This window comes from Micromonospora sp. NPDC048170 (genome assembly GCF_040652795.1).
Taxonomy (GTDB): domain Bacteria; phylum Actinomycetota; class Actinomycetes; order Mycobacteriales; family Micromonosporaceae; genus Micromonospora.
The window spans coordinates 1-21,147 of sequence record NZ_JBEZMR010000031.1 but is presented as its reverse complement, the minus strand read 5'-3'; the positions used below and the strand labels follow the sequence as shown (position 1 = coordinate 21,147).

At 74.7% G+C, this 21,147-nt stretch carries 21 protein-coding genes; 15 read left to right on the top strand and 6 right to left on the bottom strand.

Going from position 1 to position 21,147, the window contains the following annotated elements; translation table 11 throughout:
- The 6 genes from AB0D32_RS27515 (at nucleotide 1) to AB0D32_RS27490 (ending at nucleotide 4,927) form a co-directional block, all read left to right on the top strand.
- Nucleotides 1–570 carry an endonuclease domain-containing protein gene (locus AB0D32_RS27515; protein WP_357096272.1) on the top strand — a complete coding sequence of 190 codons (570 nt, stop codon included), beginning with the start codon at nucleotides 1–3 and terminating at the stop codon, nucleotides 568–570.
- Nucleotides 489–1,328, top strand: coding sequence for a proteasome subunit beta (prcB, locus tag AB0D32_RS27510; protein ID WP_357096269.1), 840 nt, complete (start codon nucleotides 489–491; stop codon nucleotides 1,326–1,328). The genes AB0D32_RS27515 and prcB overlap by 82 nt, the downstream gene beginning before the upstream one ends.
- A 61-nt stretch (nucleotides 1,329–1,389) precedes the next feature.
- Nucleotides 1,390–2,211, top strand: a complete 822-nt coding sequence (gene prcA, locus AB0D32_RS27505) for a proteasome subunit alpha (protein ID WP_357096266.1) — start codon at nucleotides 1,390–1,392, stop codon at nucleotides 2,209–2,211.
- Between the two features lie 428 nt (nucleotides 2,212–2,639).
- Nucleotides 2,640–3,998, top strand: coding sequence for a Pup--protein ligase (gene pafA, locus AB0D32_RS27500; protein ID WP_357096263.1), 1,359 nt, complete (start codon nucleotides 2,640–2,642; stop codon nucleotides 3,996–3,998).
- 68 nt (nucleotides 3,999–4,066) lie between these two features.
- Entirely contained in the window at nucleotides 4,067–4,252 is a 186-nt protein-coding gene (locus AB0D32_RS27495; RefSeq protein ID WP_357096260.1) for a hypothetical protein, read from the top strand.
- Nucleotides 4,253–4,378: 126 nt separating this feature from the next.
- Nucleotides 4,379–4,927 carry a carboxymuconolactone decarboxylase family protein gene (locus tag AB0D32_RS27490; RefSeq protein ID WP_357096257.1) on the top strand — a complete coding sequence of 183 codons (549 nt, stop codon included), beginning with the start codon at nucleotides 4,379–4,381 and terminating at the stop codon, nucleotides 4,925–4,927.
- A gap of 88 nt (nucleotides 4,928–5,015) precedes the next feature.
- Here AB0D32_RS27490 and AB0D32_RS27485 read toward each other — a convergent pair whose 3' ends face one another.
- Together AB0D32_RS27485 and AB0D32_RS27480 are read right to left on the bottom strand one after the other, a co-directional pair.
- Nucleotides 5,016–6,101 carry a DUF3866 family protein gene (locus tag AB0D32_RS27485; protein WP_357096254.1) on the bottom strand — a complete coding sequence of 362 codons (1,086 nt, stop codon included), beginning with the start codon at nucleotides 6,099–6,101 and terminating at the stop codon, nucleotides 5,016–5,018.
- Between the two features lie 109 nt (nucleotides 6,102–6,210).
- Nucleotides 6,211–7,176 carry a cation diffusion facilitator family transporter gene (locus AB0D32_RS27480; protein WP_357096251.1) on the bottom strand — a complete coding sequence of 322 codons (966 nt, stop codon included), beginning with the start codon at nucleotides 7,174–7,176 and terminating at the stop codon, nucleotides 6,211–6,213.
- A gap of 126 nt (nucleotides 7,177–7,302) precedes the next feature.
- Between AB0D32_RS27480 and AB0D32_RS27475 the strand changes: the two genes are divergently transcribed.
- The 8 genes from AB0D32_RS27475 to AB0D32_RS27440 all read left to right on the top strand — a co-directional run bounded on the left by AB0D32_RS27475 (nucleotide 7,303) and on the right by AB0D32_RS27440 (nucleotide 14,179).
- Nucleotides 7,303–8,301 (top strand): WYL domain-containing protein, encoded by a 999-nt coding sequence (locus AB0D32_RS27475; protein WP_357096387.1) that lies wholly within the window; start codon nucleotides 7,303–7,305, stop codon nucleotides 8,299–8,301.
- Nucleotides 8,298–9,362 (top strand): YafY family protein, encoded by a 1,065-nt coding sequence (locus AB0D32_RS27470; protein WP_357096248.1) that lies wholly within the window; start codon nucleotides 8,298–8,300, stop codon nucleotides 9,360–9,362. The genes AB0D32_RS27475 and AB0D32_RS27470 overlap by 4 nt, the downstream gene beginning before the upstream one ends.
- A 10-nt stretch (nucleotides 9,363–9,372) precedes the next feature.
- Entirely contained in the window at nucleotides 9,373–9,621 is a 249-nt protein-coding gene (locus tag AB0D32_RS27465; protein ID WP_357096245.1) for a hypothetical protein, read from the top strand.
- A gap of 208 nt (nucleotides 9,622–9,829) precedes the next feature.
- On the top strand, nucleotides 9,830–10,159 hold the full coding sequence (gene tatA, locus AB0D32_RS27460; protein ID WP_357096242.1) for a Sec-independent protein translocase subunit TatA: 330 nt from the start codon (nucleotides 9,830–9,832) through the stop codon (nucleotides 10,157–10,159).
- Nucleotides 10,160–10,177: 18 nt separating this feature from the next.
- Complete coding sequence (gene tatC, locus AB0D32_RS27455) at nucleotides 10,178–11,128, top strand: twin-arginine translocase subunit TatC (RefSeq protein ID WP_357096239.1); 951 nt, start codon at nucleotides 10,178–10,180, stop codon at nucleotides 11,126–11,128.
- 393 nt (nucleotides 11,129–11,521) lie between these two features.
- On the top strand, nucleotides 11,522–12,640 hold the full coding sequence (locus tag AB0D32_RS27450; protein ID WP_357096236.1) for a hypothetical protein: 1,119 nt from the start codon (nucleotides 11,522–11,524) through the stop codon (nucleotides 12,638–12,640).
- Between the two features lie 195 nt (nucleotides 12,641–12,835).
- A complete protein-coding gene (locus tag AB0D32_RS27445; protein WP_357096234.1) occupies nucleotides 12,836–13,441 on the top strand; it encodes a response regulator transcription factor in 606 nt (201 codons plus the stop codon).
- Nucleotides 13,442–13,600: 159 nt separating this feature from the next.
- A complete protein-coding gene (locus tag AB0D32_RS27440; RefSeq protein ID WP_357096231.1) occupies nucleotides 13,601–14,179 on the top strand; it encodes a response regulator transcription factor in 579 nt (192 codons plus the stop codon).
- A gap of 24 nt (nucleotides 14,180–14,203) precedes the next feature.
- Here AB0D32_RS27440 and AB0D32_RS27435 read toward each other — a convergent pair whose 3' ends face one another.
- From AB0D32_RS27435 to lanKC, 4 genes are all read right to left on the bottom strand, one after another.
- Nucleotides 14,204–16,012, bottom strand: a complete 1,809-nt coding sequence (locus AB0D32_RS27435; protein WP_357096228.1) for an ABC transporter ATP-binding protein — start codon at nucleotides 16,010–16,012, stop codon at nucleotides 14,204–14,206.
- Nucleotides 16,012–17,739, bottom strand: a complete 1,728-nt coding sequence (locus AB0D32_RS27430; RefSeq protein WP_357096225.1) for an ABC transporter ATP-binding protein — start codon at nucleotides 17,737–17,739, stop codon at nucleotides 16,012–16,014. Before AB0D32_RS27430 ends, AB0D32_RS27435 begins: the two co-directional genes overlap by 1 nt.
- 73 nt (nucleotides 17,740–17,812) lie before the next feature.
- Nucleotides 17,813–17,932: a SapB/AmfS family lanthipeptide gene (locus tag AB0D32_RS27425; protein ID WP_089003486.1), complete on the bottom strand. Its 120-nt coding sequence runs from the start codon at nucleotides 17,930–17,932 to the stop codon at nucleotides 17,813–17,815.
- A gap of 38 nt (nucleotides 17,933–17,970) precedes the next feature.
- A complete protein-coding gene (lanKC, locus tag AB0D32_RS27420) occupies nucleotides 17,971–20,538 on the bottom strand; it encodes a class III lanthionine synthetase LanKC (protein ID WP_357096222.1) in 2,568 nt (855 codons plus the stop codon).
- 226 nt (nucleotides 20,539–20,764) lie between these two features.
- Between lanKC and AB0D32_RS27415 the strand changes: the two genes are divergently transcribed.
- Nucleotides 20,765–21,147: acylglycerol kinase family protein (locus AB0D32_RS27415; RefSeq protein ID WP_357096220.1), on the top strand; the 383-nt coding region annotated here is incomplete at its 3' end.

Genomic DNA, 21,147 nt, shown 5'->3' with positions numbered 1-21,147 from the left:
ATGTCCGATTTGCAAATCATGTCGGACAAGGTGTGCCCCCAGGGTGACCGTCTGCTGCCCGTCGCCGAGTTCCACCGCAATCGGCGGCGGGTGGACGGGCTTGCCTACTACTGCAAGTCCTGTCCGGCGGCCCGTTCTGCGGCGAGTCGTCGTAAGCGCGGCATCGGGCCACGGAATCGTTCTGTCGTGCCGGTTGGCGAGGGTCTGAAGCGGTGCCCGGACTGCGAGCAGATCAAATCGGTGGAGGACTTTCCGCGGACGACCAGGGGCAGCGGGCGGCACGGCTACTGCAAGCCCTGTCACAACGCACGGGGCAAAGAGCCGGCCCGGCGGCTCTACGGTGGCGCGGACCCGCAACATCTGGACCACGATCATCGCACCGGGTGGGTGTGCGGGATATTGTGCTTCAACTGCAACGGTGGTCTTGGCCAGTTCCGTGACGATCAGTCGCGGCTGGCCGGGGCGATCACATATCTGAGAGGAACCACGTGGCAGCGGGTTTTGATCCATCCGGGCGTCTACCAGATGTGTTCACCAACGCGGGGACGTCCTCCTTCACCTCGTTCCTGAGCAAGGTGGCCCCCGAGATGCTGCCCGGCCGCCGGCCGCTGCCGCCGGGTATGGCCGCCGACATGGCGCCGCACGCGACGACCATCGTGGCCATCTCGGCCGTCGGCGGTGTCGTGATGGCCGGCGACCGGCGGGCCACCATGGGCAACCTGATCGCCCAGCGCGACATCGAAAAGGTGCACCCGGCCGATGCGTACTCCCTGGTCGGCATCGCCGGCACGGCGGGGATCGGCATCGAGCTGATGCGACTGTTCCAGGTGGAACTGGAGCACTACGAGAAGATCGAGGGCGCGATGCTCTCGCTCGACGGCAAGGCCAACCGGCTCGCCTCGATGATCCGCGGCAACCTGGGCGCCGCGATGCAGGGTCTCGCGGTGATTCCGCTCTTCGCCGGCTTCGACCTGGCTGGCAAGGACCCGGCGCGGGCCGGCCGCATCTTCAGCTTCGACGTCACCGGCGGCCCCTACGAGGAGACCGGCTACGACGCGATCGGCTCCGGCTCGCTCTTCGCCCGGTCGGCGCTGAAGAAGCGTTTCCAGCCGGGGCTCTCCATCGACGAGGCGGTCCGGCTCGCGGTCGAGGCGCTCTACGACGCGGCCGACGACGACACCGCCACCGGCGGCCCGGACCTGATCCGGCGGATCTACCCGGTCGTGATGACGGCGACGGCGGAGGGCACCCACCGGCTCACCGACGAGGAGATGTCGGCGATCGCCGAGAGCGTTGTCTCGGGCCGGATGGAGAACCCGGGCGGTTGATCCGCTCCCGCCCGCACCAGTCAGCAGCCGCCAGCACAGCGCCCTAAGGAGAACCGCCGCCGTGGCCATGCAGTTCTACGCCTCGCCCGAGCAGATCATGCGCGACCGTTCCGAGTTGGCCCGCAAGGGCATCGCCCGGGGCCGCAGCGCGGTGGTCCTGAGCTACGAGGGCGGGGTGCTCTTCGTCGCCGAGAACCTCTCCAGCGCCCTGCACAAGGTCAGCGAGATCTACGACCGGATCGGCTTCGCCGCCGTCGGTCGCTACAACGAGTTCGAGAACCTGCGCCGCGCCGGGGTGCGGATGGCCGACTTCAACGGCCTGAGCTACGACCGGCGTGACGTCACCGGCCGGGCCCTGGCGAACGCGTTCGCGCAGACGCTGGGCGCCATCTTCACCGAGCAGTCGAAGCCGTTCGAGGTGGAGATGTGCGTGGCGGAGGTCGGTGCCACCGCCGATGACGACGAGCTCTACCGGCTCACCTACGACGGCTCCGTCAACGACGAGCCGGGCCGGATGGCGATGGGCGGGCAGGCCGAGGCGATCACCGGCGTGCTGAAGTCCCACCACCGTCCGGACATGTCGCTGGGTGAGGCGGTGAAGGTCGCGGTGCAGGCGCTCGGCAGCGTCGGGGGAGAGGGCGGCGCCGCGCGGACCATCGCCGCGAACCAGCTGGAGGTGGCGGTGCTGGACCGGCGCCGGGTGGGGCGGACGTTCCGCCGCATCACGGGGGCCGCGTTGACCGCCCTGCTCGACGGCGACAGGGTCGAGGAGCCGGTGCCGGCCCGCCCGGAGACGCCGGCCTCGCCGACCGAGGAGGCGAAGAAGCCCACCACGTCGGCCGGCTCCGCGGACCTGGAGGGCCAGGAGAACCCCGAGGCGTAGCGGAGCAGGCCCCGGACGGGCGGCCGAGGGCGCGTCGCCGTGCCCGGCCGTCCTCCGGGGTCCGCGTCCGCCGGTCCGGGCGTGGCCGGGACTCTTCGCGGGCCGGTCCACGCGACGGCCGGCGGTCCCGGGTGCTTCCGGCGCGCCGAGGCGGGCGGGCCCACGAATTCACTCGTCCGCGCACCGGCAGCCGGGCCGACCGGCCGCGAACTGCCGGTCGGCCGAGCCCGGCAGCAGCCGAGCGTCACGCAGCGCCGAGCGTCCACCTGGGACGCGGAGACGGGCGGGGACGTGTCGCCCGTGGCGGCTGACTCCCGTGTCCACCGGGCACGGTGGCGCGGGGTCCGGGGTGACCATTGGGCGTCCGGGTGAGACAGGCCTGCTGTGTGCGCTGCCCGTCTGGGGCCTCGGGCGGCTAATGTCTCATCATGGAGCGGCGAATCTTCGGCATCGAGACCGAGTACGGCGTCACCTGCACCTACCGTGGGCAGCGGCGGCTGTCCCCCGACGAGGTCGCCCGATACCTCTTCCGCCGCGTGGTGTCGTGGGGCCGGTCGAGCAACGTGTTCCTGCGTAACGGCGCCCGGCTCTACCTGGACGTCGGCTCGCACCCGGAGTACGCCACGCCGGAGTGTGACTCGGTGGTGGACCTGGTCGCGCACGACCGGGCCGGTGAGCGGATCCTGGAGGGTCTGCTCGTCGACGCGGAGAAGCGGCTGCACGACGAGGGCATCGCGGGCGAGATCTACCTGTTCAAGAACAACACCGATTCGGCCGGCAACTCGTACGGTTGCCACGAGAACTACCTGGTGTCCCGGCACGGGGAGTTCGGCCGGCTGGCCGACGTGCTGATCCCGTTCCTGGTCACCCGGCAGTTGATCTGCGGGGCGGGCAAGGTGCTGCAGACGCCGCGCGGCGCGGTCTACTGCCTCTCCCAGCGGGCCGAGCACATCTGGGAGGGTGTCTCGTCGGCGACGACCCGGAGCCGGCCGATCATCAATACCCGGGACGAGCCGCACGCGGACGCGGAGCGCTACCGCCGGCTGCACGTCATCGTCGGGGACTCCAACATGAACGAGGTCACGACGCTGCTCAAGGTCGGCACGGCCGACATCGTGCTGCGGATGATCGAGGCCGGGGTGGTGATGCGCGACCTGACGCTGGAGAACCCGATCCGGGCGATCCGCGAGGTGTCGCACGACATCACCGGCCGGCGCAAGGTGCGGCTGTCCTCCGGCAAGGAGGTCAGCGCGCTGGAGATCCAGCAGGAATACCTGGCCAAGGCGACGGAGTTCGTGGAGCGGCGCGGCGGCGACCAGACCGCCAAGCGGGTGGTGGACCTGTGGGGCCGCGTGCTGAACGCGGTGGAGACCGGTGACCTGGAGCCGGTGTCGCGGGAGATCGACTGGGTGACCAAGCTGCGGCTCATCGAGCGCTACCAGCGCAAGCACGACCTGCCGCTGTCGCATCCGCGGGTGGCCCAGATGGATCTGGCCTACCACGACCTGCGCCGGGGCCGGGGCCTCTACGGGCTGCTGGAGCGGCGCGGCGAGGTGGACCGGGTGGCGACCGATCCGGAGATCTTCGAGGCCAAGGAGACCCCGCCGCAGACGACCCGGGCCCGGCTGCGCGGGGAGTTCATCCGGCACGCGCAGGAGAAGCGGCGCGACTTCACCGTCGACTGGGTGCACCTCAAGCTCAACGACCAGGCGCAGCGCACCGTGCTCTGCAAGGACCCGTTCCGGGCGTACGACGAGCGGGTGGAGCGGCTGATCGCCAGCATGTGACGGTGACGCCGGCCCGGTGCGGTGCTGACCGCCGTCCGGGCCGGCCGGCCGGGTAGGCTGACCGCGCCATGACGACTTCTGAACCTCCCGAGAGCGGCCGCCAGCGCCAGAACTGGGCCGAGCGCCGCCGCGAGAAGATCCGCGCCGAGATCGAGCGTAACCGGCGCGGCGAGTACACGGTGCCCACCTGGGTGCTGGCGGTCGCACTGGCGCTGATCGTGGGCGCCTGGCTCGCCTTGATCTTCCTGGTCTGATCCCGCCGGGCGACGCCGCAATTCCGAAGTTGTGCCGGCTCCCGCGAAGCTGGGACCGTCATGCCCGTTCGGCATTGTCGGCGATCGACCGCGTGCGAGCGCGGCCGTGGCAGGGAGGGTGACCGCATGGCACACATCGACCTTGGTCTCGACGAGCAGGCGCATCCGGGCATCAATGGCCCGATGCGGTTCCGTCCCGAGACGGCCAAGCCGCTCAGCGAGTTGGCGGAGACGCTGCTGCGTACCCCGCACCCGACGCTGACCCCGGGCGAGCGGGAACTGATCGCGGCGTACGTGTCGGGGCTGAACGAGTGCCGCTTCTGCTGTGCCTCGCACTCGGCGTTCGCGGCGGCGCAGCTTCCCTCCGGCATGCGGCTGGTGGACCAGGTCCGTGCCGATCCGGTGACCGCCGAGATCAGCGACAAGCTGCGGGCGCTGCTGGAGATCGCCGGTGCCGTGCAGCGCAGTGGCCGTGACGTGACGGCGGACCTGGTCAAGGTTGCCCGGGCCGCGGGCGCGACGAACCTGGAGATCCACGACACGGTGCTGATCGCGGCGGCGTTCTGCATGTTCAACCGGTACGTGGACGGGCTGGGCACGCTGGCCCCGGAGGACCCGGTGGTGTACGAGAGGTCCGCCGAGCACATCGTGCGGTACGGCTACGGCGCGCGCTGACCGTCCGGCGGGCACCTGCGCCAGCGCCTGCCGGGCGCCGCCGCCAGCGTCCGCCGGGGCGGCGGTGCGCCGGCGGCGCCGGCGTGGGTCAGGTCAGCAGGCGCGCGGCGTGCCGGCCGGCCGCGGCGGCGGCCAGGAAGTAGGCGTGGTCGGCGTCGAGACCCCGGCCCATGGTGGACAGGGCCACCGGCGTGGACCGCAGTGCGGCGTCGAGCCCGTCGGTGGGTACCCGGACGACGGTGTGCCGCGCCGCGAGGGGCGTCAGCGCCGCGTCGACCTCGGCGGCCAGCGCCGGGGCCAGGCCGTCGGGCACGACCAGTTCGGCGGGGGCGAGGGCCACCCGGCCGTACGCGGTGAGGCTGTGGTGCGACACGCCCCGGTGCCGGGGGCGGGGGTCGGCGTCGGAGATCCGCAGCGACCCGACGGGGCGTCCGCCCAGCGTGGCGACGGCGTTGACGGCCTCGCCGACGGCCACCCCGGAGAAGCCCCACCGGGTGCCGGTGCCCAGGTTGCCCGGCCCCTGGGCGACGATCGCCACGTCGGCGCGCAGCACGTGCCGGGCGGCCAGCAGCGCGCTGTGCACGGTGCTCGCCTCCAGGTCCCCGCCGAAGGCCTGGCCGACGGTGACCGTGCCGACGAGGTGGTCGCGCAGCCCGGCGAGGGTGCGGGAGAACCAGGCCGGCAGTGCCCCGCCGTCGGTCAGCAGGTACGCGACCCGGGAGTCGGGGACGTCGGCGTGGATGCCGGCCAGGATCGCCGGCAGCGCGGAGTGCAGGTCGGCGGTGACCACGGGCAGGCCGGCCAGGTCGTCGGCGGCGGCCATGACCTCCCGGTGCGGGGAGGCATCCTCGTCGACGCCGAGCAAGATCGGTTGCAGCGGGGTGTAGCGGGCCTTCACCAGGTGGCCGGCGTCGCGGGTGTCGAGGGACTGCGGCGGGTCCGGCGGCAGCCGGTCGGGCAGCGCCACGACCAGGGCGTACCCGCCGGTGCCGAGACCCATCAGCAGCGCGCCGGCGTTGAGCAGCACCCGGTCGCCGGGCTCGGGCCGGCCGACGAGCGCGGGGTAGGCCAGGGCGCGTACGGTGCCGCCGTCGGGCAGGTCGACGTCCAGTTCCACCGCCCCGGTCCACTGCCGCCGCAGCGCCGTCACCGTCCCCGACCGCCATCGCACCATGCCCGGCACGCTAGCGTCGCCGCCCCGGCCGGCCGCGCCCGGGGCGGCGCGCCCGGACGGCGGTCAGCCGCCGGGTCCCTCGGGCTTCCGGTCGTCGCCGGGCCGCCGATCAGTTGCCAGGGACCTCGGGCTCCCGGTCGTCGCCGGGGCCGCCGCTGCGGGTCGGGTCGAGGAAGACGTACCGGATGTGCGGGTGGCGGGCGATGAGCCGCCGCTCGGCCTGGTCGGCGGCGGCCTCGATGGTCGCGCCGCTCGCCTCGTCGTCGAAGTCGACCTTCGCGGCGACCAGGACGTCGCTCGGCCCGAGTTGCATGGTCAGTAGCGTGTCGATCCGCCGGACGGCGGGCAGGCCGGCGAGTTCGTCGGCGATCTCGCCGCGCAGCCGTTCCGGCACCGCCCGGCCGACCAGCAGCGAGATGTTGCTGTGGGCGAGGACGGTGGCCACCACGAGCAGCAGCACGCCGATCAGGACGGAGGCGATGCCGTCCCACAGTTCGTCGCCGGTGAGCTGGGAGAGTGCCACCCCGGCGGCGGCCAGCACCAGCCCGATCAGGGCCGCGCTGTCCTCGAGGAAGACGGCCTTGACGGCGGTGTCGGAGGTCAGCCGCAGGAACCGGCGCGGCGTGGTGCGCCAGCGTCGGGACTCGGTCCGGACCTGGCGTACGGCGCGGGCCAGCGAGACCGACTCGATGGCGAAGGAGACGGCCAGCACGACGTAGGAGGCCAGGAAGTCGCCGCTGTGCTCGTGCACCAGGATGGTGGTGACGCCGTGGGTGATCGCGAAGCCCGCGCCGGCGACGAAGGTGAACAGCGCCGCCAGGAACGCCCAGACGTAGCTCTCCTTGCCGTACCCGAACGGGTGCCGGGCGTCGGCGGGCCGCGCGCCGCGGCGCAGCGCGAGGTAGAGCAGCACCTCGGTGGTGGTGTCGGCGACGGAGTGCGCGGCCTCGGAGAGCATCGCCGCCGACCCGGAGATCACCCCGGCGATCAGCTTGGCGACCGCGATGGCGAGGTTGGCGGCGCCCGCCACCACGACGGTGCCGACGCTCTCGCTCCTGACCTCCGGCTGGGTCACCACGCCACTGTATGGTCGTCGGCGGTGGGGCGCCCGGTGACCGGTGAACAGGCCGGCTGCGACGCGGCGCACGTCCTGCCCGCGTGGGTGCACGGGCGCGGCGCGCGGGCTGCTAGCGTCTACCGCGTGTCGCGGACCCGCACCGAACGCCTGGTCAACCTGGTGATCTGCCTGCTGTCCACGCGACGGTTCCTGACCGCCGCGCAGATCGCCGCGACCGTGCCCGGCTACGAGCACGATCCGGACGACGCGCGTGACCACGAGGCGTTCCAGCGCAAGTTCGAGCGGGACAAGGCCGAGCTGCGTGAGTTGGGTGTGCCGCTGGAGACCGGGACGGCGAGCGTGTTCGACGCGGAGCCCGGCTACCGGATCGCGCACCGGGAGTACGCGCTGCCCGACATCCCTCTCGAACCGGACGAGGCCGCCGCGGTCGGCATCGCCGCCCGCCTGTGGCAGCACGCCGGCCTGGCCGCCGCCGCCTCCTCCGGGCTGGCGAAGCTGCGCGCCGCGGGCGTGGACGTGGACCCGCAGGCCACGTTGGGCCTGGAGCCGATGGTGACGGTGGATCCGGCGTTCGCGCCACTGACCGCCGCCGCCCGGGACCGGCGCGAGGTCAGCTTCGACTACCGGGTGCCGGACCGCGACGACTCCACCCGCCGCCGCCTGCAGCCGTGGGGGGTGGTGTGCTGGCGGGGCCGCTGGTACGTGGTCGGGCACGACCTCGACCGCGAGGCGACCCGCTGCTTCCGGCTGTCCCGGGTGGTCGGCACGGTCCGGGCCACCGGCGCTGCCGGGGGCTACGAGCCGCCGGTCGGGGTCGACCTGATCAGCCACGTGGCCCGCTGGTCGGGGCCGGCGGAGCGCACCGGGCGGGCCACCGTGCTGGTCTCGGCCGGACGCGCCGCCGGGCTGCGCCGCTGGGCGGTCGGCGTCACCGCCGGGGTCGACGGCGACCGGCTCGTCCTGCCGTACGCCGACGCGGACGTCCTCGCCGGCCAGCTCGTCGGCTACGGCCCGGACGTGCGCGTGCTCGATCCGCCGGAGGTGCGGGACGCGGTGATCCAGCGGCTCAAGGAGATCGCCGCCCGGCACGACGACCTGGCGGTCGCCGGGGGTGCCCGGTGACCCGGCCGGCGGCCCGGGGCGGTTCCCGCGCGTCGGCCGACCGGCTGGCCCGGCTGCTGAACCTGGTGCCCTACCTGCTGGCCCGGCCCGGCATCGAGATCGCCGAGGCGGCCGGCGACCTGGGCGTCACCGAGCGGCAGCTGCGTGAGGACCTGGAACTGCTGTGGGTGTGCGGCCTGCCCGGCTACGGCCCGGGTGACCTGATCGACATGGCGTTCGACGGCGACCGGGTGACGATCACCTACGACGCCGGCATCGACCGGCCGCTGCGGCTCACCCCGGACGAGGCCCTCGCGTTGGTCGTGGCGCTGCGGATGCTCGCCGAAACGCCCGGTGTGACCAACCGGGAGGCCGTCGAACGGGCGCTGGCCAAGATCGAACACGCGGCCGGTGACCTGGTGGCGGCGCCGGTCGAGGTTCGGCTGCCCGCCGACACCCACCGGATGGAGGAGCTGCGGACGGCCGTGGAGAGCGGCCGGGCGCTGCGCATCACCTACTACACGGCGGCGCGCGACGAGACCACCGACCGTGTCGTCGACCCGCTGCGGATGCTGATGGTCGGCGGGCGGGCGTACGTGGAGGCGTGGTGCCGCCGGGCGGAGGCGGTGCGGCTGTTCCGGGCCGACCGCATCGACGCGGTCACCGAGCTGGACGAGCGGGCCGTGGTGCCGCCGCAGGCCCGCCCGCACGACCTGACCGAGGGCGTGTTCCGCCCGTCGCCGGACCTGCCGCTGATCACCCTGCGGATCGGTCGGGGCGAGCGGTGGCTCACCGAGTACTACCCGTGCGAGCGGATCGAGGCCGGTGGTGGCGACCACTGGCTGGTCTCGCTGCGGGTAACCGACCTGGGCTGGGCCCGCCGGTTCGTGCTGGGGCTGGGCCCGGAGGTGACCGTGGTCGCCCCGGTCGAGCTGGCCGAGCAGGTCCGGGCCGCTGCGGTCGCCGCCCTCGACGCGTACGCCTCTCCGGCGCCGGCCGGGCCGTGTGTGCCGGTGGACGGGTCGGACACGCCGCGGGCGGCGACCCCGGCCGACCCGGCGGTGACCGCGGGCACGCAGTAGGCTGGCCGCCGTGGTGAAGTGGATCGTGCTCGCGGTGGTGCTGTTCGCGCTCGTCGTGTTCGCCCTGGCCCTGCGGCCGTTGCTGGGGCGGCTGCCCCGGCTGCGGCGCGCGGCCGTGGCCCTGCAACGCCGTGCGGCCGAGGCGGAGGCGCTGCGGGAGACCGCCGAGACCCTCCAGGCACGGGCGGAGGCGCTCCAGGAGCAGCTCGACACCGCCCAGCGGCGGGTGGCGGTGATCAAGGCCCGGCGCGGCAGCTGAGCGATCGGTGACCGGTTCCTGCGCGAACCGGTCCGGTTCCGCGCAGGAACGATCCTCCGGCAGGTGGTTGACGAGACGTCCCGCGTTGGTCAAGACTTCACCGGCCGGGACGAACCACCACCACCCGGCGGGTGTCAACGGCCGTCGGCGCACGTACGATGGGCTGCGGTACACCCCTCACGACGACACAGAGCGACTGGAGCTTCCCATGGGTGCCCTCAAGCCGTGGCACATCGCCGTACTCGTGGTCGTGCTGATCCTGCTCTTCGGCGCGAAGCGGCTCCCCGACGCGGCCCGCTCGCTGGGCCGTTCGCTGCGGATCATCAAGGCCGAGACCAAGAGCCTGCACGACGACGACCGCGACCTCGCCGAGAAGGCCGACGCGCAGTCCGCCTACCAGCCGCTCCCGCCGCAGACCGTTCAGGGGCAGCCGTACGCGCCGCCGCACGCGGGGCAGCAGCCGCACGCCGCCCCGCCGCAGCAGCAGCCGTACGCACCTCCGGTCAGCGACCCGGTGCAGCGCGTCCGCGACAACTGATCGAAGGGCCCGAGACCCGTGGCCTTCGCCCTCAAGAAGCGCGGCCCGAGCAACTTCGAGCGGGCCGCCGACGGCTCGATGACACTCATCGAGCACATCCGCGAGCTGCGCACCCGGTTGTTCCGCGCCTCCCTGGCGATCGCGGTGGGGCTGATCATCGGCTTCCTGCTCGCCCAGCCGGCGTTCGACCTGCTCAAGCAGCCGTACTGCCGACTTCCCGGCATGATCGTCGACGGTGAGTGTCAGAACTTCTTGCAACTCGCGCCGACGGACGGCTTCGTCCTCAAGCTGAAGCTGGCGCTCTGGATCGGGTTGATCATCGGTGCCCCGGTCTGGCTCTACCAGCTGTGGGCGTTCATCGCGCCGGGCCTGCACCGGCACGAACGCAAGTGGGCGTACGTCTTCGTCGCGATCGCGGCGCCCCTGTTCGCCGCCGGCGCGGTGCTGGCGTACTTCGTGGTGGACAAGGGCCTGGCCTTCCTGCTGGAGGCCGGTGTCACGGGCACCGACTCGCAGCTGGAGGTGACCCGGTACATCTCGTTCGTCACCAACATGATCCTGCTCTTCGGAGTGGCGTTCGAGTTCCCCCTCACCCTGCTGATGCTGAACTTCACCGGGGTGGTGAGCGCCCGCCGGCTGCTGGGCTGGTGGCGAGCCGTGGTCTTCGTCTGCTTCGCGTTCGCGGCGGTGGCGACCCCCGACCCCGGGCCGTTCGGCATGACGCTGCTGGCGCTCTGCCTGTCGCTGCTCTACTTCGTCGCCGTCGGGGTGGCGTTCCTCAACGACAGGCGTAAGGGGCGCGGCAAGGAGGTCTACGCGGGCGTTGGCGACGACGAGGTGTCGCCGCTCGAGTTCGACCCCGAGCCGGTGGAGGCCGGGCAGCGGGTGGACGGCAGCGCTCCGGTCGCCGCCTCGGAGCCGGTCGCGGCGCCCGCGCCGATCGACCGCCGCTACGACGACATGACCTGACCAGCCGGTCGTCCCGCGACGCACGGAACAAGCCCTCCCTCACCGGGGGGCTTGTTCCGTTGCCGGCCGGCCGGGGGTAGGTGCCGCTGCCGGGCCGGACGAGCGTCGCGCCGCCCGCCGGGGTCGCACTGCCTTCGCCGACCCCGTGGTGCCCGGCATTGCCGCAGGTGCAAGCGGCTCCGGAGGCGGCTTCCTCTAACGCATCGCGCGCCAGCCGTCAGCACCCAGTCGGCAATCCGTCACCGCGCATTCACGAGCTGCGATCGGGTAAGCAGATCTTTACGATGTGTCGACGTGCCCGACGAGGGAGGTCGCTGTCCAGTGCGTCGCCCGACGTTTCGTCGTACACCCGTCGCCGTGCCGGAGCCAACTTCTCCGCCGCGGCGGCGCAGGATGCCCGTCGCCCGGTTCGCCGTGCTGTTGGGCGCGGCCGTGGGGGCGGGTGTCCTGGGTGTCGCCCTGTCCGGCGACCCGGCCGCCGCCGCGGACCGGGCCGGCCTCGCCGGGGCGGGGCAGAGCGGCGTCACGGAGGCCTCGGGCCCGCCGGGTTCCCGACCCGCTCCGGCGCTGGAGGACGACGGTCCTGCCGTGGTCGGGCCTGCCCGGTCCGCGACCCGCGTCGGGCAGCGTGACCGGCCGGGCGCGCGTGCCGGCCTGGTGACGCCGGTGGGCGACCTCGTGGCCGAGCTGGGCCGGCGGGTGACGACCCCCCAGGACCGGGATCGCCCCCGGGACGACGAGCGGCACCGCAGACCGGTCGCCGCGACCCCTGCCGCCCCGGTCACTGCCGCCCTTGGCGCCGTCGTGCCGGACGACGGCACGTCTGCGCCCGTACGCCGCGTCGCGGCCTCGTCCCGCACCCGGCCGGCCACTCCTGCCGGGACCTCCCTGGTTCCCCGTCTTGCCGGAACGGCGTCGTCCGTCGCGCGGCCGGCGGCCTCTGCCGGGGTGTCCCTGGTTCCCCGGGTCGCCGGCACCGTGTCGTCCGTCGTGACGCCGGTGGTCCGCACGGCCCTGTCCATCACGGACTCCGTGCTGTCGCGCGTGATCGGGCTGCCCTGTGTGGTCGCCCCGGCGCCGCCCGCGGCGCCGGTCGTGCCGGGTGACCCGTCGTCGCCTCCCGACGGCGGGCCGGGCCTGTCGCCCCCGGACGTGGGGGCGGTGCGGCCGGTGACGTCGGCGCCGGTGATGTCGCCGGGCACGGCGAACGCCCCACCACGGGCCACCGGGACGTGGTTCCCGATCGCCTCGGCGCCCGGTGGCGGACTGGACTGGCGTACCGGCCGGGGCGGTGGGGACGCCGCCGCGTCGGTGCCGGGACAGACCGGCCTGCCGGCCCGCCCCGTGGTGCCGGGCGAGGGCGACGTCGCGGCCACCCGGGACGGCAGTGCCCCGGCGATGACCGAGCCGTCGATCGACACGGACCGTCCCAGCGGGACCGACGGCGGGTCGCCGCCCGCACCACCGGCCCCGGGTGACCGCTTCCCCGGGGTGAGTGCCCGCCCCGGCTGAGTCCCTGGGGGCCCGCCTGCGCGGTCGTCCGGCCCGTCCGGCCGTATCGCCCGGCGCCTGGCCACACGGTTGCCCCAGACCGTCGGGTCGTTGACGCGTCGGGGCCAGGATCCAGCCGTTTCGTGCGGCCGGCCCGCGCGGTCCCGTCGACAGGACCCGGTTGCCGCTCGCGCACCCCGAGATCGGAGCTACGCGTTGATCCGCGTCGTCGTTGTTGAGGAGATGGGTCTGCTGCGCACCGCGCTGTGCGCGGCGTTGTCGAGCGAGGAGGACATCGAGGTCGTCGCCGAGGTGACCGGGATGACGGAGTTGCCGGCTCTGCTGCGTCGGCACCGGCCGGACGTGGTGCTGGTCGATCTGGCGCCGGACGCCCCGCACCCGGTCGAGGCGGTCGCCGAGATCACCGGAGCGGCGCCCGGCACGGCCGTACTGGCCATGGGCCGGCGGTGGAGCCGCAGGGTGGTCGAGGACCTGCTGGCCGCGGGTGTCCGGGGCCTGCTCGGCAAGGACGCCTCCCTGGAGGCGTTGGTCGAGGCCGTCCGGGAGCTCGCCGCAGGGGAGACGGTCATCGACGCTGCCGCCGCCGTGACGGCGCTGCGCCCCGCGTCGAGCCCCCTGACGCGTCGGGAGGTGGAGGTGCTGAGGGCGGCCGCGGAGGGCCTGCCGCTCAAGGAGATCGCCCGCCGGCTCTTCCTGGCGCACGGCACGGTACGCAACCACCTGTCGGCGATCATGCGTAAGACCGGCGCCCGTAACCGCATGGAGGCGGTGTGGCGCGCCCGGCGCGACGGCTGGATGTAGCCGTCCAGGCACGGGTCGGGCTGCCTGTCCGGCCCGTACCTCGGGCGCCGTGCTCATCCAGCGTGGACGGTGCCGGTCGCTCGCCGAGCGGAACGCACCGGGACGTGTTTGAATGCTGACGGTCCGTGATCTGTCTGACGACGCCCCGGAGGGCCAACGGTGATCCGTACCCTGCTCGCCCTGGACGGCGCCCTGGTCCGTGGCGCCCTGTCGCTCGTCCTCGCCGCCGAGGTGGACATCAGCGTGGTGGCGGAACTGGACCGGGGCGACGCCCTCCCGCCGGCGGTCCGCGCGCAGCGCCCCGACGTCGCGGTCGTCGACCTCGACCTCATCGGGGAGGCGGGCGTGGCGGGGCAGTGCCCGTTGCTGGTGCTCGCCGACCGGCGCCGGGCGCGCAGCCTGCACCGGGTCTTCGCGCCGGGACGCCCCGTCGGGATCCTCGGCAGCGACGTCTCCCCGCACCGTGTGCTGGACGGCATCCGGCGGCTGGCCCGGCGCGAGTCGGTGGTCGACGCCGACCTGGTGATGGCGGCGCTGTCCCGGGAGAGCCCGCTGACCTCGCGGGAGACCGAGATCCTCGACCTGACCGCGGCCGGGGCACCGGTCGTGGAGGTCGCCCGGGCGCTCGGGCTCGCCCCGGGGACCGTGCGCAACCACCTGGGCCGGATCACCCGCAAGGCGGGCGCGCGGACGAGGGTGGAGGCGGTGCGGGTCGCCCGCGAGGCCGGCTGGATCTGACGGGGGAGCCGGCCCGGCGCGTCGTCACGCGTGGCCGAGCGGCACGCGGGCCGGCGGCGGCACGTCCTCCCAGTGCCCGACCAGTTCGCGGTAGGTGGGCGAGCGGGCCAGCAGGTCGTCGTGGGTGCCGACGAGCGGCCGGTCGCCGTCGAACACCAGCACCCGGCGGGCCCGGGTCGCCGAGCTGATCCGGTGCGCGATCACCACCAGGGTGCCGCCCCGCCGGGCGAAGGCGCGCTCGACGGTCGCCTCCAGCGTCGGATCCAGGTGACACGTCGCCTCGTCGAGGATCACCAGCGACGCCGGGGCGAGGTAGGCCCGGACCGCCGCGACGAGCTGGCGTTCCCCGGCGGAAAGGGTGGCGGGGTCCACTTCGCTGTCGAGGCCCCCGAGGCGGTTCACCAGGGCGCCCGCCCCGAGGGCGTGCACGGCGGCCAGGACCCTCGCGTCGTCGGCGTCGGGGCACAGGTAGCGGAGGTTGTCGCCCAGGGAGCCGGAGCGCACGTACGCCTCCTGCGGCACCAGCACCCGCAGCCGGGCCAACACGTCCGGCGGGGTGCCGGCGACCGGCACGCCGGCCAGGTGGACTGAGCCCGAGTCCGGCGACACCAGCCCGGCGACCAGCGCGGCCAGGGTGGACTTGCCGGCCCCGCTCGGCCCCACCACGGCCAGGTGCTCGCCGGCCGCCACGGTCAGGGTGAGGTCCGCCAGGACAGGTCGGGCCTGTGGGCCGTACCGGAAGGTCAGCCCGCGCAGCTCCACGACCCACGCCCCGGCGTCGCCGCCGACGGGAGCGGCGGTACGCGGGACGGAGCCGGTGCCGGCCGGTGCCGGGGCGGCGTCGACCGGGGGCGTCGGAGCGGCGGGCGGTGGCTGGTCGGGCGGGCTCGTGCGCAGGATCCGGCCCAGCGTGACGGCGTAGCGCAGGCCCCCGCCGCCGACGCCCTGCACGACCGCGTGCAGCGCGGGTTGCAGCCCGGTGGTCACGTAGACCAGTGCGCCCAGCACGGCCCCGGCGCTCAACCCCTGCCGCACCAGCCACGGCGCGGCCAGCAGCAGCACCGCCACCGGCAGCCAGCCGCCCACCCCGAGGCTGAGGCTGCGCAGCGCCGCCATCCGGGCCAGTGTCCGCTCGGCGTCGGCCTGCGCCGTGACCCGCCCGTCCACGTCGGAGACCACCCGCTCCCGCGCGCCGCAGGCGACGACGTCGCGGTGCCCGGCCAGCGCGGACGCCGCCGAGCGGCCGAGCCGCTCGCCGGCGGTCACCTGGGCCCGCTGGTGCGCCACCATGGCCGGCAGCGACGCCCCGAACACGGCGAGCCCCACCACCAGCGGGGCGGCCACCGCGCCCGCCAGCGGCGGCGCCAGGGCGAGCAGGCCGAGCAGCGCGGCGACGGCGGTGAACAGGAATCCGCGTACCACCAGCAGCAGCCCGCCGAAGGTGTCCCGGACCACCTCCACCTGGTGGGTCAGCCGGGCCACGGCGGCGCTGTCCGCCCGGCCGCCGGCCCGGGTCGCCTCGCGCAGCGCCCCGTGCACCACCCGGGCCGCCAACTCGTCGCGGAACGGCTCCACGACCCCGCCGAGGCTGCGGTACACCTGCCCGGTTGCCGCCGCGCCCGCCAGCACGGCCACGGCCAGCCCACCCAGCCAGGCCAGGCCGGTGGTGAACTGGCCGGCCAGGAAGCCCCGGTCGACGGCCCGCGCCACGAGCACCCCGCCGAGCAGCGCCGGCAGGGCCTCGACCGCCGACCAGGCGGCGAGGCGACCCAGCGCCCGGCGGCGGGCGCGCAGTGCCGCCCAGGTGGTCCGGCGCACGCCGGGGCCGCTCATCAGGCGACCCCGTCCGGTGCGAAGACCGCCCGGTAGGCCGGGTCGGCCCAGAGCCGCCGGTGCGGCGCCACGGCCCGCAACCGCCCGCCGTCGAGCCACGCCACCAGGTCGGCCGCCGCCGCCGTCGTCGCGCGGTGGGTCACCACGAGTCGGGTACGCCCACGGGCGCCGGCCGCCACCGCCCGGGCGATCCGGTGTTCGGTGGCGGTGTCCAGGCTGGACGTGGCGTCGTCGAGGACGAGCAGCCGCTCGGCGGGGAACGCGCGGGCCAGCCCGAGGCGCTGCGCCTCACCGCCGGAGAACGGCGCGTCCGCCAGCCGGGTGCGGAAACCCTCGGGTAGCCGGGCGACGACGTCGGCGACCTGGGCCGCCCGTGCCGCGGTCAGCACCGCCGGGGTGGCCGGGGCGGTGCCGGCGGGCGGCCTCGCCGATCCGGCGGGCAGCCCGAGCCCGATCGCGTCGTGCACCGTCTCGCCCACCAAGACGGGCCGGTCGAAGGCGTGGCCGACGGCCCGGCGCAGCGCGGGCGGGCTCAACCGGCGCAACGGCACCCCGTCCAGCAGCACCTCGCCGACGTCCGGGTCGTGCAGCCGGCCGGCCACCGCGGCGAGGGTCGACTTGCCGGCGCCGGAGCGCCCGACGACGGCCACCGTGGCGCCCGCCGGGACGACCAGGTCGATCCCGTCGAGGACCGGCCGCCCGTCCTCGGTGCGGACGCCGACCCCGCGCAGCCGCAGTTCCCCCCGGCCGGGCGGCAGCGGCTCGGTGCCGTCCGGGCGTACCGGGTGGGCCAGCGGCTCGGCGATGCGGCCGGCCGCCGCCCGGCTGCGTACCAGCCGGTTCAGCGTGGCCAGCACCGCGCCCAGTCCGGCACCGAGGGCCGCGTACTGCACGGCGGCGACGAGTTGGCCGGGGGTGAGCCAGCCGACGGTCAGCGCGTACCCGCCGACGGCCACGACGGCCACCTGCAGCAGCGGCCCCACGGCGGCGGTGCGGGCGCTCGCCCTGGCCAGCAGTCGCCAGCCGAGCTGGCCGTACCCGCGCAGTTCCGGCAGGGCCGCCAGCACCCGGTCGCGTTCCCGTTCGACGGTCGCGGCGGCGGCGATGGTGCGGGCGCCGCCGAGGGCCTCCAGCAGCCGCCCGGCGACAACCCCCAGCACCCGCTGGTAGCCGGCGACAGCGGCGGAGGCGTCGGTGACGAAGGCGCGCATGAGCAGGGTGAGCAGGGCCAGCCCGCCGAGGAGGGTGACGCCGAGCAGCGGTTCGATCAGGGTGAGCGCCACGACACTGCCGACCGGGGGGAGCAGCGCGACGACGCCCAGCACCACGGCGGTGCCGGCCTGCCCGGCGTCGGCGGCCTGCCCGACGAGCCGGCCGACCAGGTCGCCCACCGGATAGCGGCGGACGGTGCGTACGTCGCAGGCGAACAGGTGACGCAGCAGGCGCCGGCGCAGCCGCGCGGTGGCCCGGGCCGCACCGTATCCGCTGGCCACGTCGGCGAGGATGTCGGTGAGCATGAGGATGGCGATCAGGCCACAGGCGGCGGCCGGCCACCAGGTGCCCCCGTCGCCGCCGACGGCGGCGTCGACCGCGAGCCCGAGCGCGGCGGGCAGGGCGAGTTCGGCGGCGGCTCCGGTGAGCGCGACCGCGCCGAGCAGGACCGTCCACCCGCCGCCGTCGCGGACCACCCGCCGCAGCAGGCGGTCGGAGCCGATCGGCGTCCCCATGGCTTCTCCCGCGAAAGACGTGCGGCCCTGGGCGGACATGTCCGTCCGCCCAGGGCCTCGCGTGGTGACCTGATCAGTTGCAGGTCGTGACGGACAGCGAGCTGTCGCCGCAGAGCAGCAGGCTCGCCCGGCTGCCGCCGCCGGTGCGGTCGGCGGGGGCCATCTCCATGCCCTGGAGGTCGAGAAGCGCCATGTCGTGTCACCTCCTTCCGTGCTGGTCGGTCGGATCGGTCACCCTCGCCGAGGCGAGGGAGTCAGGGCGCCCGCCAGGGGCGCGAGGAACGGCAGGCTCACCGGGGCGTCGGGCCGTGCGGTGGCCAGTGCCAGCAGCACGCCGGCGGTGCCGGTGCCGAGGTCCATGGACAGCCGCAGCAGCTGCTCCCCGGGAAAGGCCGTCCCGTCGGCGTAGGGCAGGGCGTGCCAGGCCAGCCGGGCCACCTGGGCGTCGCGTTCGCGGCACCGCTGCGGATCGTCGGGGTACGCCGCCAGGTAGGCCACGATGCCGGCCCGCCCGGCGAAGAGGCCGGACTGCGCGTAGAAGGGGGACCGGGCGGCGCGGCGCACACCGGCGCTGGCCTCGGCGAAGCGCTCGTCGGCGCGGTGCCGCAGGTACTGGTCGAGCACGAGCCCGATGCCGACGCTGCCCTGCCCGAGGTAGGGCATGGTGCGCCAGCCCTCGTTGACCTCCAGCGCGCCGTCGGGGCGTACCACGCAGCGACGCAGGTCCTGCCGCAGGGCCGTGGCGGCGTGCTCCAGCAGGGTCTGCTCGCCGGTCAGCTCGTACAGCCGCACCAGCAGCAGCGCCGGTCCGGTCCGGCCGCGCAGCAGTCCGGCGTACGGGTGCCGCCCGCCGCTGATGTCCGGCCCCGGATCGTCGGCGAGTTGGTCGACCACCCGTTCGGCGACCCGCCAGACGGCGTCGCGCAGGGCCGTCTCGCCGGTGCGCCCGGCCAGCTCGGCCAGGTTGAGCGCGATCCCGGACAGTCCGCCGGAGAGGCTGTGGTCCAGGCCGTCCAGCGGTTGGCGCAGGCAGATGTCGAGCACGTCGAGGGCGTCCTGCCGGCGGTCGAGCGCCTCCAGGGCGTACGCGACGCCGTGCAGGCCGTCGTAGAAGCCGCAGCGGGTGCCCGAGGCGGGTGCCGTGGCGTGGCGGACCAGCCACTGCTCGTGTCCCGGCCACCGCCCGGCGCCGCTGACGTGCAGGGCGTACAGGACGCCGGCCGCGCCGTGGGCGAGGTTGAGCCCGCCGCTGCGGAACTGCTCGATGTCGCCGGGGAAGAGCCGGTCGTCCCGCTCGGGTGTCGCGCTGGTGAGGATCGCCCGGGTGAGCCGGTCGCGGTGCTCCGGGCCGACGTCGACGGTGAGGTCGGGGGCCGACTCGGCGTCCGCCGCTGCGGTGCCGGTGATCTCCCGTACGGCGGCGGCGAGCAGGTCCTCCGGCACGGGGAAGTGGGCGGCGATCACGTCGGCGAGGTGTGCGGCCTTGTCCGGCCCGAGCCGGACGAGCTGGGTCAGCGGCAGGAACAGCGCCAGCCGCAGGCAGGCCAGGGCGTACCGGTCGACGGCGGGACCGCAGCGGTCCCGGGGTGCGGCGAAGCCCTGGTTGCGTAGGCCCGGCCGGCGGTGGCCGTCGATCGGCGCGGCGACCTCGAAGTCGACCAGCGCGATCCGGTCGTCCGGGCGGACCATGACGTTGAACAGGTGCAGGTCGCCGTAGACGAGGCCGCGTTCGTGGATGGCCGTGACGACCTGCTCGACCTGCCGGTGCACGTCCAGCGCCCACCGGGTGTAGTCGGCGCGGTCGGCGCTCGTGGCGTCGGCGTCGATCAGCGGGTACCGGTCGACGAGGACCTTGTTCAGCGGGCGTCCCTCGACGAACTCCAGCGCGAGGAACCGGTGCTCGCCGAGGGTGAACTCGTCGTGCACCCGGGGCACCTGGGGCAGGTCGGCGAGCCGGCGCAGGGCGTCGGCCTCCCGGGCCAGGCGGGCGACCGCGTCGGCGCCGTCGGCGTCGAGGCCGGCGTGCGGACGGGCCTCCTTCAGCACCACCTGCGTGTCGGTCCGCACGTCCCGGCCGACGTAGAGGCCGCCACCGTTGGAGAAGTGGATGACCTTCTCGATCCGGTACGGCACCTCGTCGGTGCTGGTGGCGTTGCGGGCGGCCAGGTGCGGGCCGAGGAAGTCGGGCAGTGTCACCCAGGACGGCACGTGGAACACGGGATCGCGGCGGTCGGGCACCAGCGTGCCCGTGTCGTCCTCGATCGCCGGGACCACCTGGCCGTCGGGGGAGTGGCAGTAGCGCGCGGCGAAGCCGCCGTAGCGTACGTGCACCGGACCGGCGCCGTGGCGCAGGTCGCTGAGGATGTACGGGCCGGGCTCGCCGGCGAGCAGCTCGTCGAGCTCCTTGCAGACCAGCTCCAGCTCCGCGTCGTCGCGGGGGTAGACGGTGACGAACTTGCCGCTGGCCGCCCGGGCGGCGTACTTGGAGTTGCGCAGCAGCAGGGTGCGCGGGCCGCGGAGGAACTTGAAGGACAGTCCACGCGGGACGCAGTAGTCCCAGACGGTGTCCAGCACCCGCTCCGCGTTGGCCAGCGTCGCCGACACGTGGATCTTCCAGCCCTGCTGGGGCAGCGTGCCGCCCTCCGGGGCGTAGATCAGCCAGTCGTCGAGCGGCTCGGAACGCCAGCCGTCGGGGACGGGCCGCCGTGCCGCCGGGAAGGTGGGCTGGTCGACCGCGCTGCCGAGCGAGTCGTAGAACAGTCGGTCGGCGGCGCAGTAGCTGTCGTAGCGCTCGTCCACCGTGACCACTCCCTCCACTGTTCGGTCGATGCCTTCGTCCTGCTGACGGATATGAGTTTGTCCGTTCGGGCTATGGCGGTTCCAGTGCGTTCAGTCATGACGAGTAATGCGTGCCGCACGGCGGGGCATGACAAATGTCAGGTGCTCCCGGGTCGCCCGGGCTCCGCCCACGGCACCCCCGGCCAGCGGGCCGGGCGGTGCGCCTTCGCGGACCGGTGGCGGTACGGTGCTCGCCGTGACCGCAGACGATCACCCCTCCGTGGCCCCCGACGGGCCCGTCGCCGTGCTGGCCAACCCGACCGCGGGCCGGGGGCGGCACCGGGGGTTGCTGCCGCAGGTCCTGCACCGGCTCGAGGCCGCCGGCCGGCCGGTACGCCCGCTGCGCGCGCACACCGCCGACGAGGCCGAGGCGGCCTGCCGCGCGGCGGTGCGCGACGGCGTCTCGGCCCTGGTCGCGGTCGGCGGCGACGGGACCGTGCACCGCGCGGTGCAGGCGGTCCCCGGGACGGCGGTGCCGTTCGGGCCCGTGCCCGCCGGCACCCGCCACGTCATCGCCGCCGACACCGGGATCCCGGTCGGCCCGCGCGCCGCCGTCGACGGCATCGCGGC

What these genes read in the sequence shown, in the direction of transcription:
- AB0D32_RS27425 (WP_089003486.1), bottom strand. Translation starts at nt 17,932, where the DNA reads ATGGCGCTTCTCGACCTCCAGGGCATGGAGATGGCCCCCGCCGACCGC.
- AB0D32_RS27450 (WP_357096236.1), top strand. Translation starts at nt 11,522, where the DNA reads ATGCCCGTCGCCCGGTTCGCCGTGCTGTTGGGCGCGGCCGTGGGGGCG.
- pafA (WP_357096263.1), top strand. Translation starts at nt 2,640, where the DNA reads ATGGAGCGGCGAATCTTCGGCATCGAGACCGAGTACGGCGTCACCTGC.
- AB0D32_RS27515 (WP_357096272.1), top strand. Translation starts at nt 1, where the DNA reads ATGTCCGATTTGCAAATCATGTCGGACAAGGTGTGCCCCCAGGGTGAC.
- AB0D32_RS27485 (WP_357096254.1), bottom strand. Translation starts at nt 6,101, where the DNA reads ATGGTGCGATGGCGGTCGGGGACGGTGACGGCGCTGCGGCGGCAGTGG.
- AB0D32_RS27490 (WP_357096257.1), top strand. Translation starts at nt 4,379, where the DNA reads ATGGCACACATCGACCTTGGTCTCGACGAGCAGGCGCATCCGGGCATC.
- tatA (WP_357096242.1), top strand. Translation starts at nt 9,830, where the DNA reads ATGGGTGCCCTCAAGCCGTGGCACATCGCCGTACTCGTGGTCGTGCTG.
- AB0D32_RS27435 (WP_357096228.1), bottom strand. Translation starts at nt 16,012, where the DNA reads ATGAGCGGCCCCGGCGTGCGCCGGACCACCTGGGCGGCACTGCGCGCC.
- AB0D32_RS27430 (WP_357096225.1), bottom strand. Translation starts at nt 17,739, where the DNA reads ATGGGGACGCCGATCGGCTCCGACCGCCTGCTGCGGCGGGTGGTCCGC.
- AB0D32_RS27495 (WP_357096260.1), top strand. Translation starts at nt 4,067, where the DNA reads ATGACGACTTCTGAACCTCCCGAGAGCGGCCGCCAGCGCCAGAACTGG.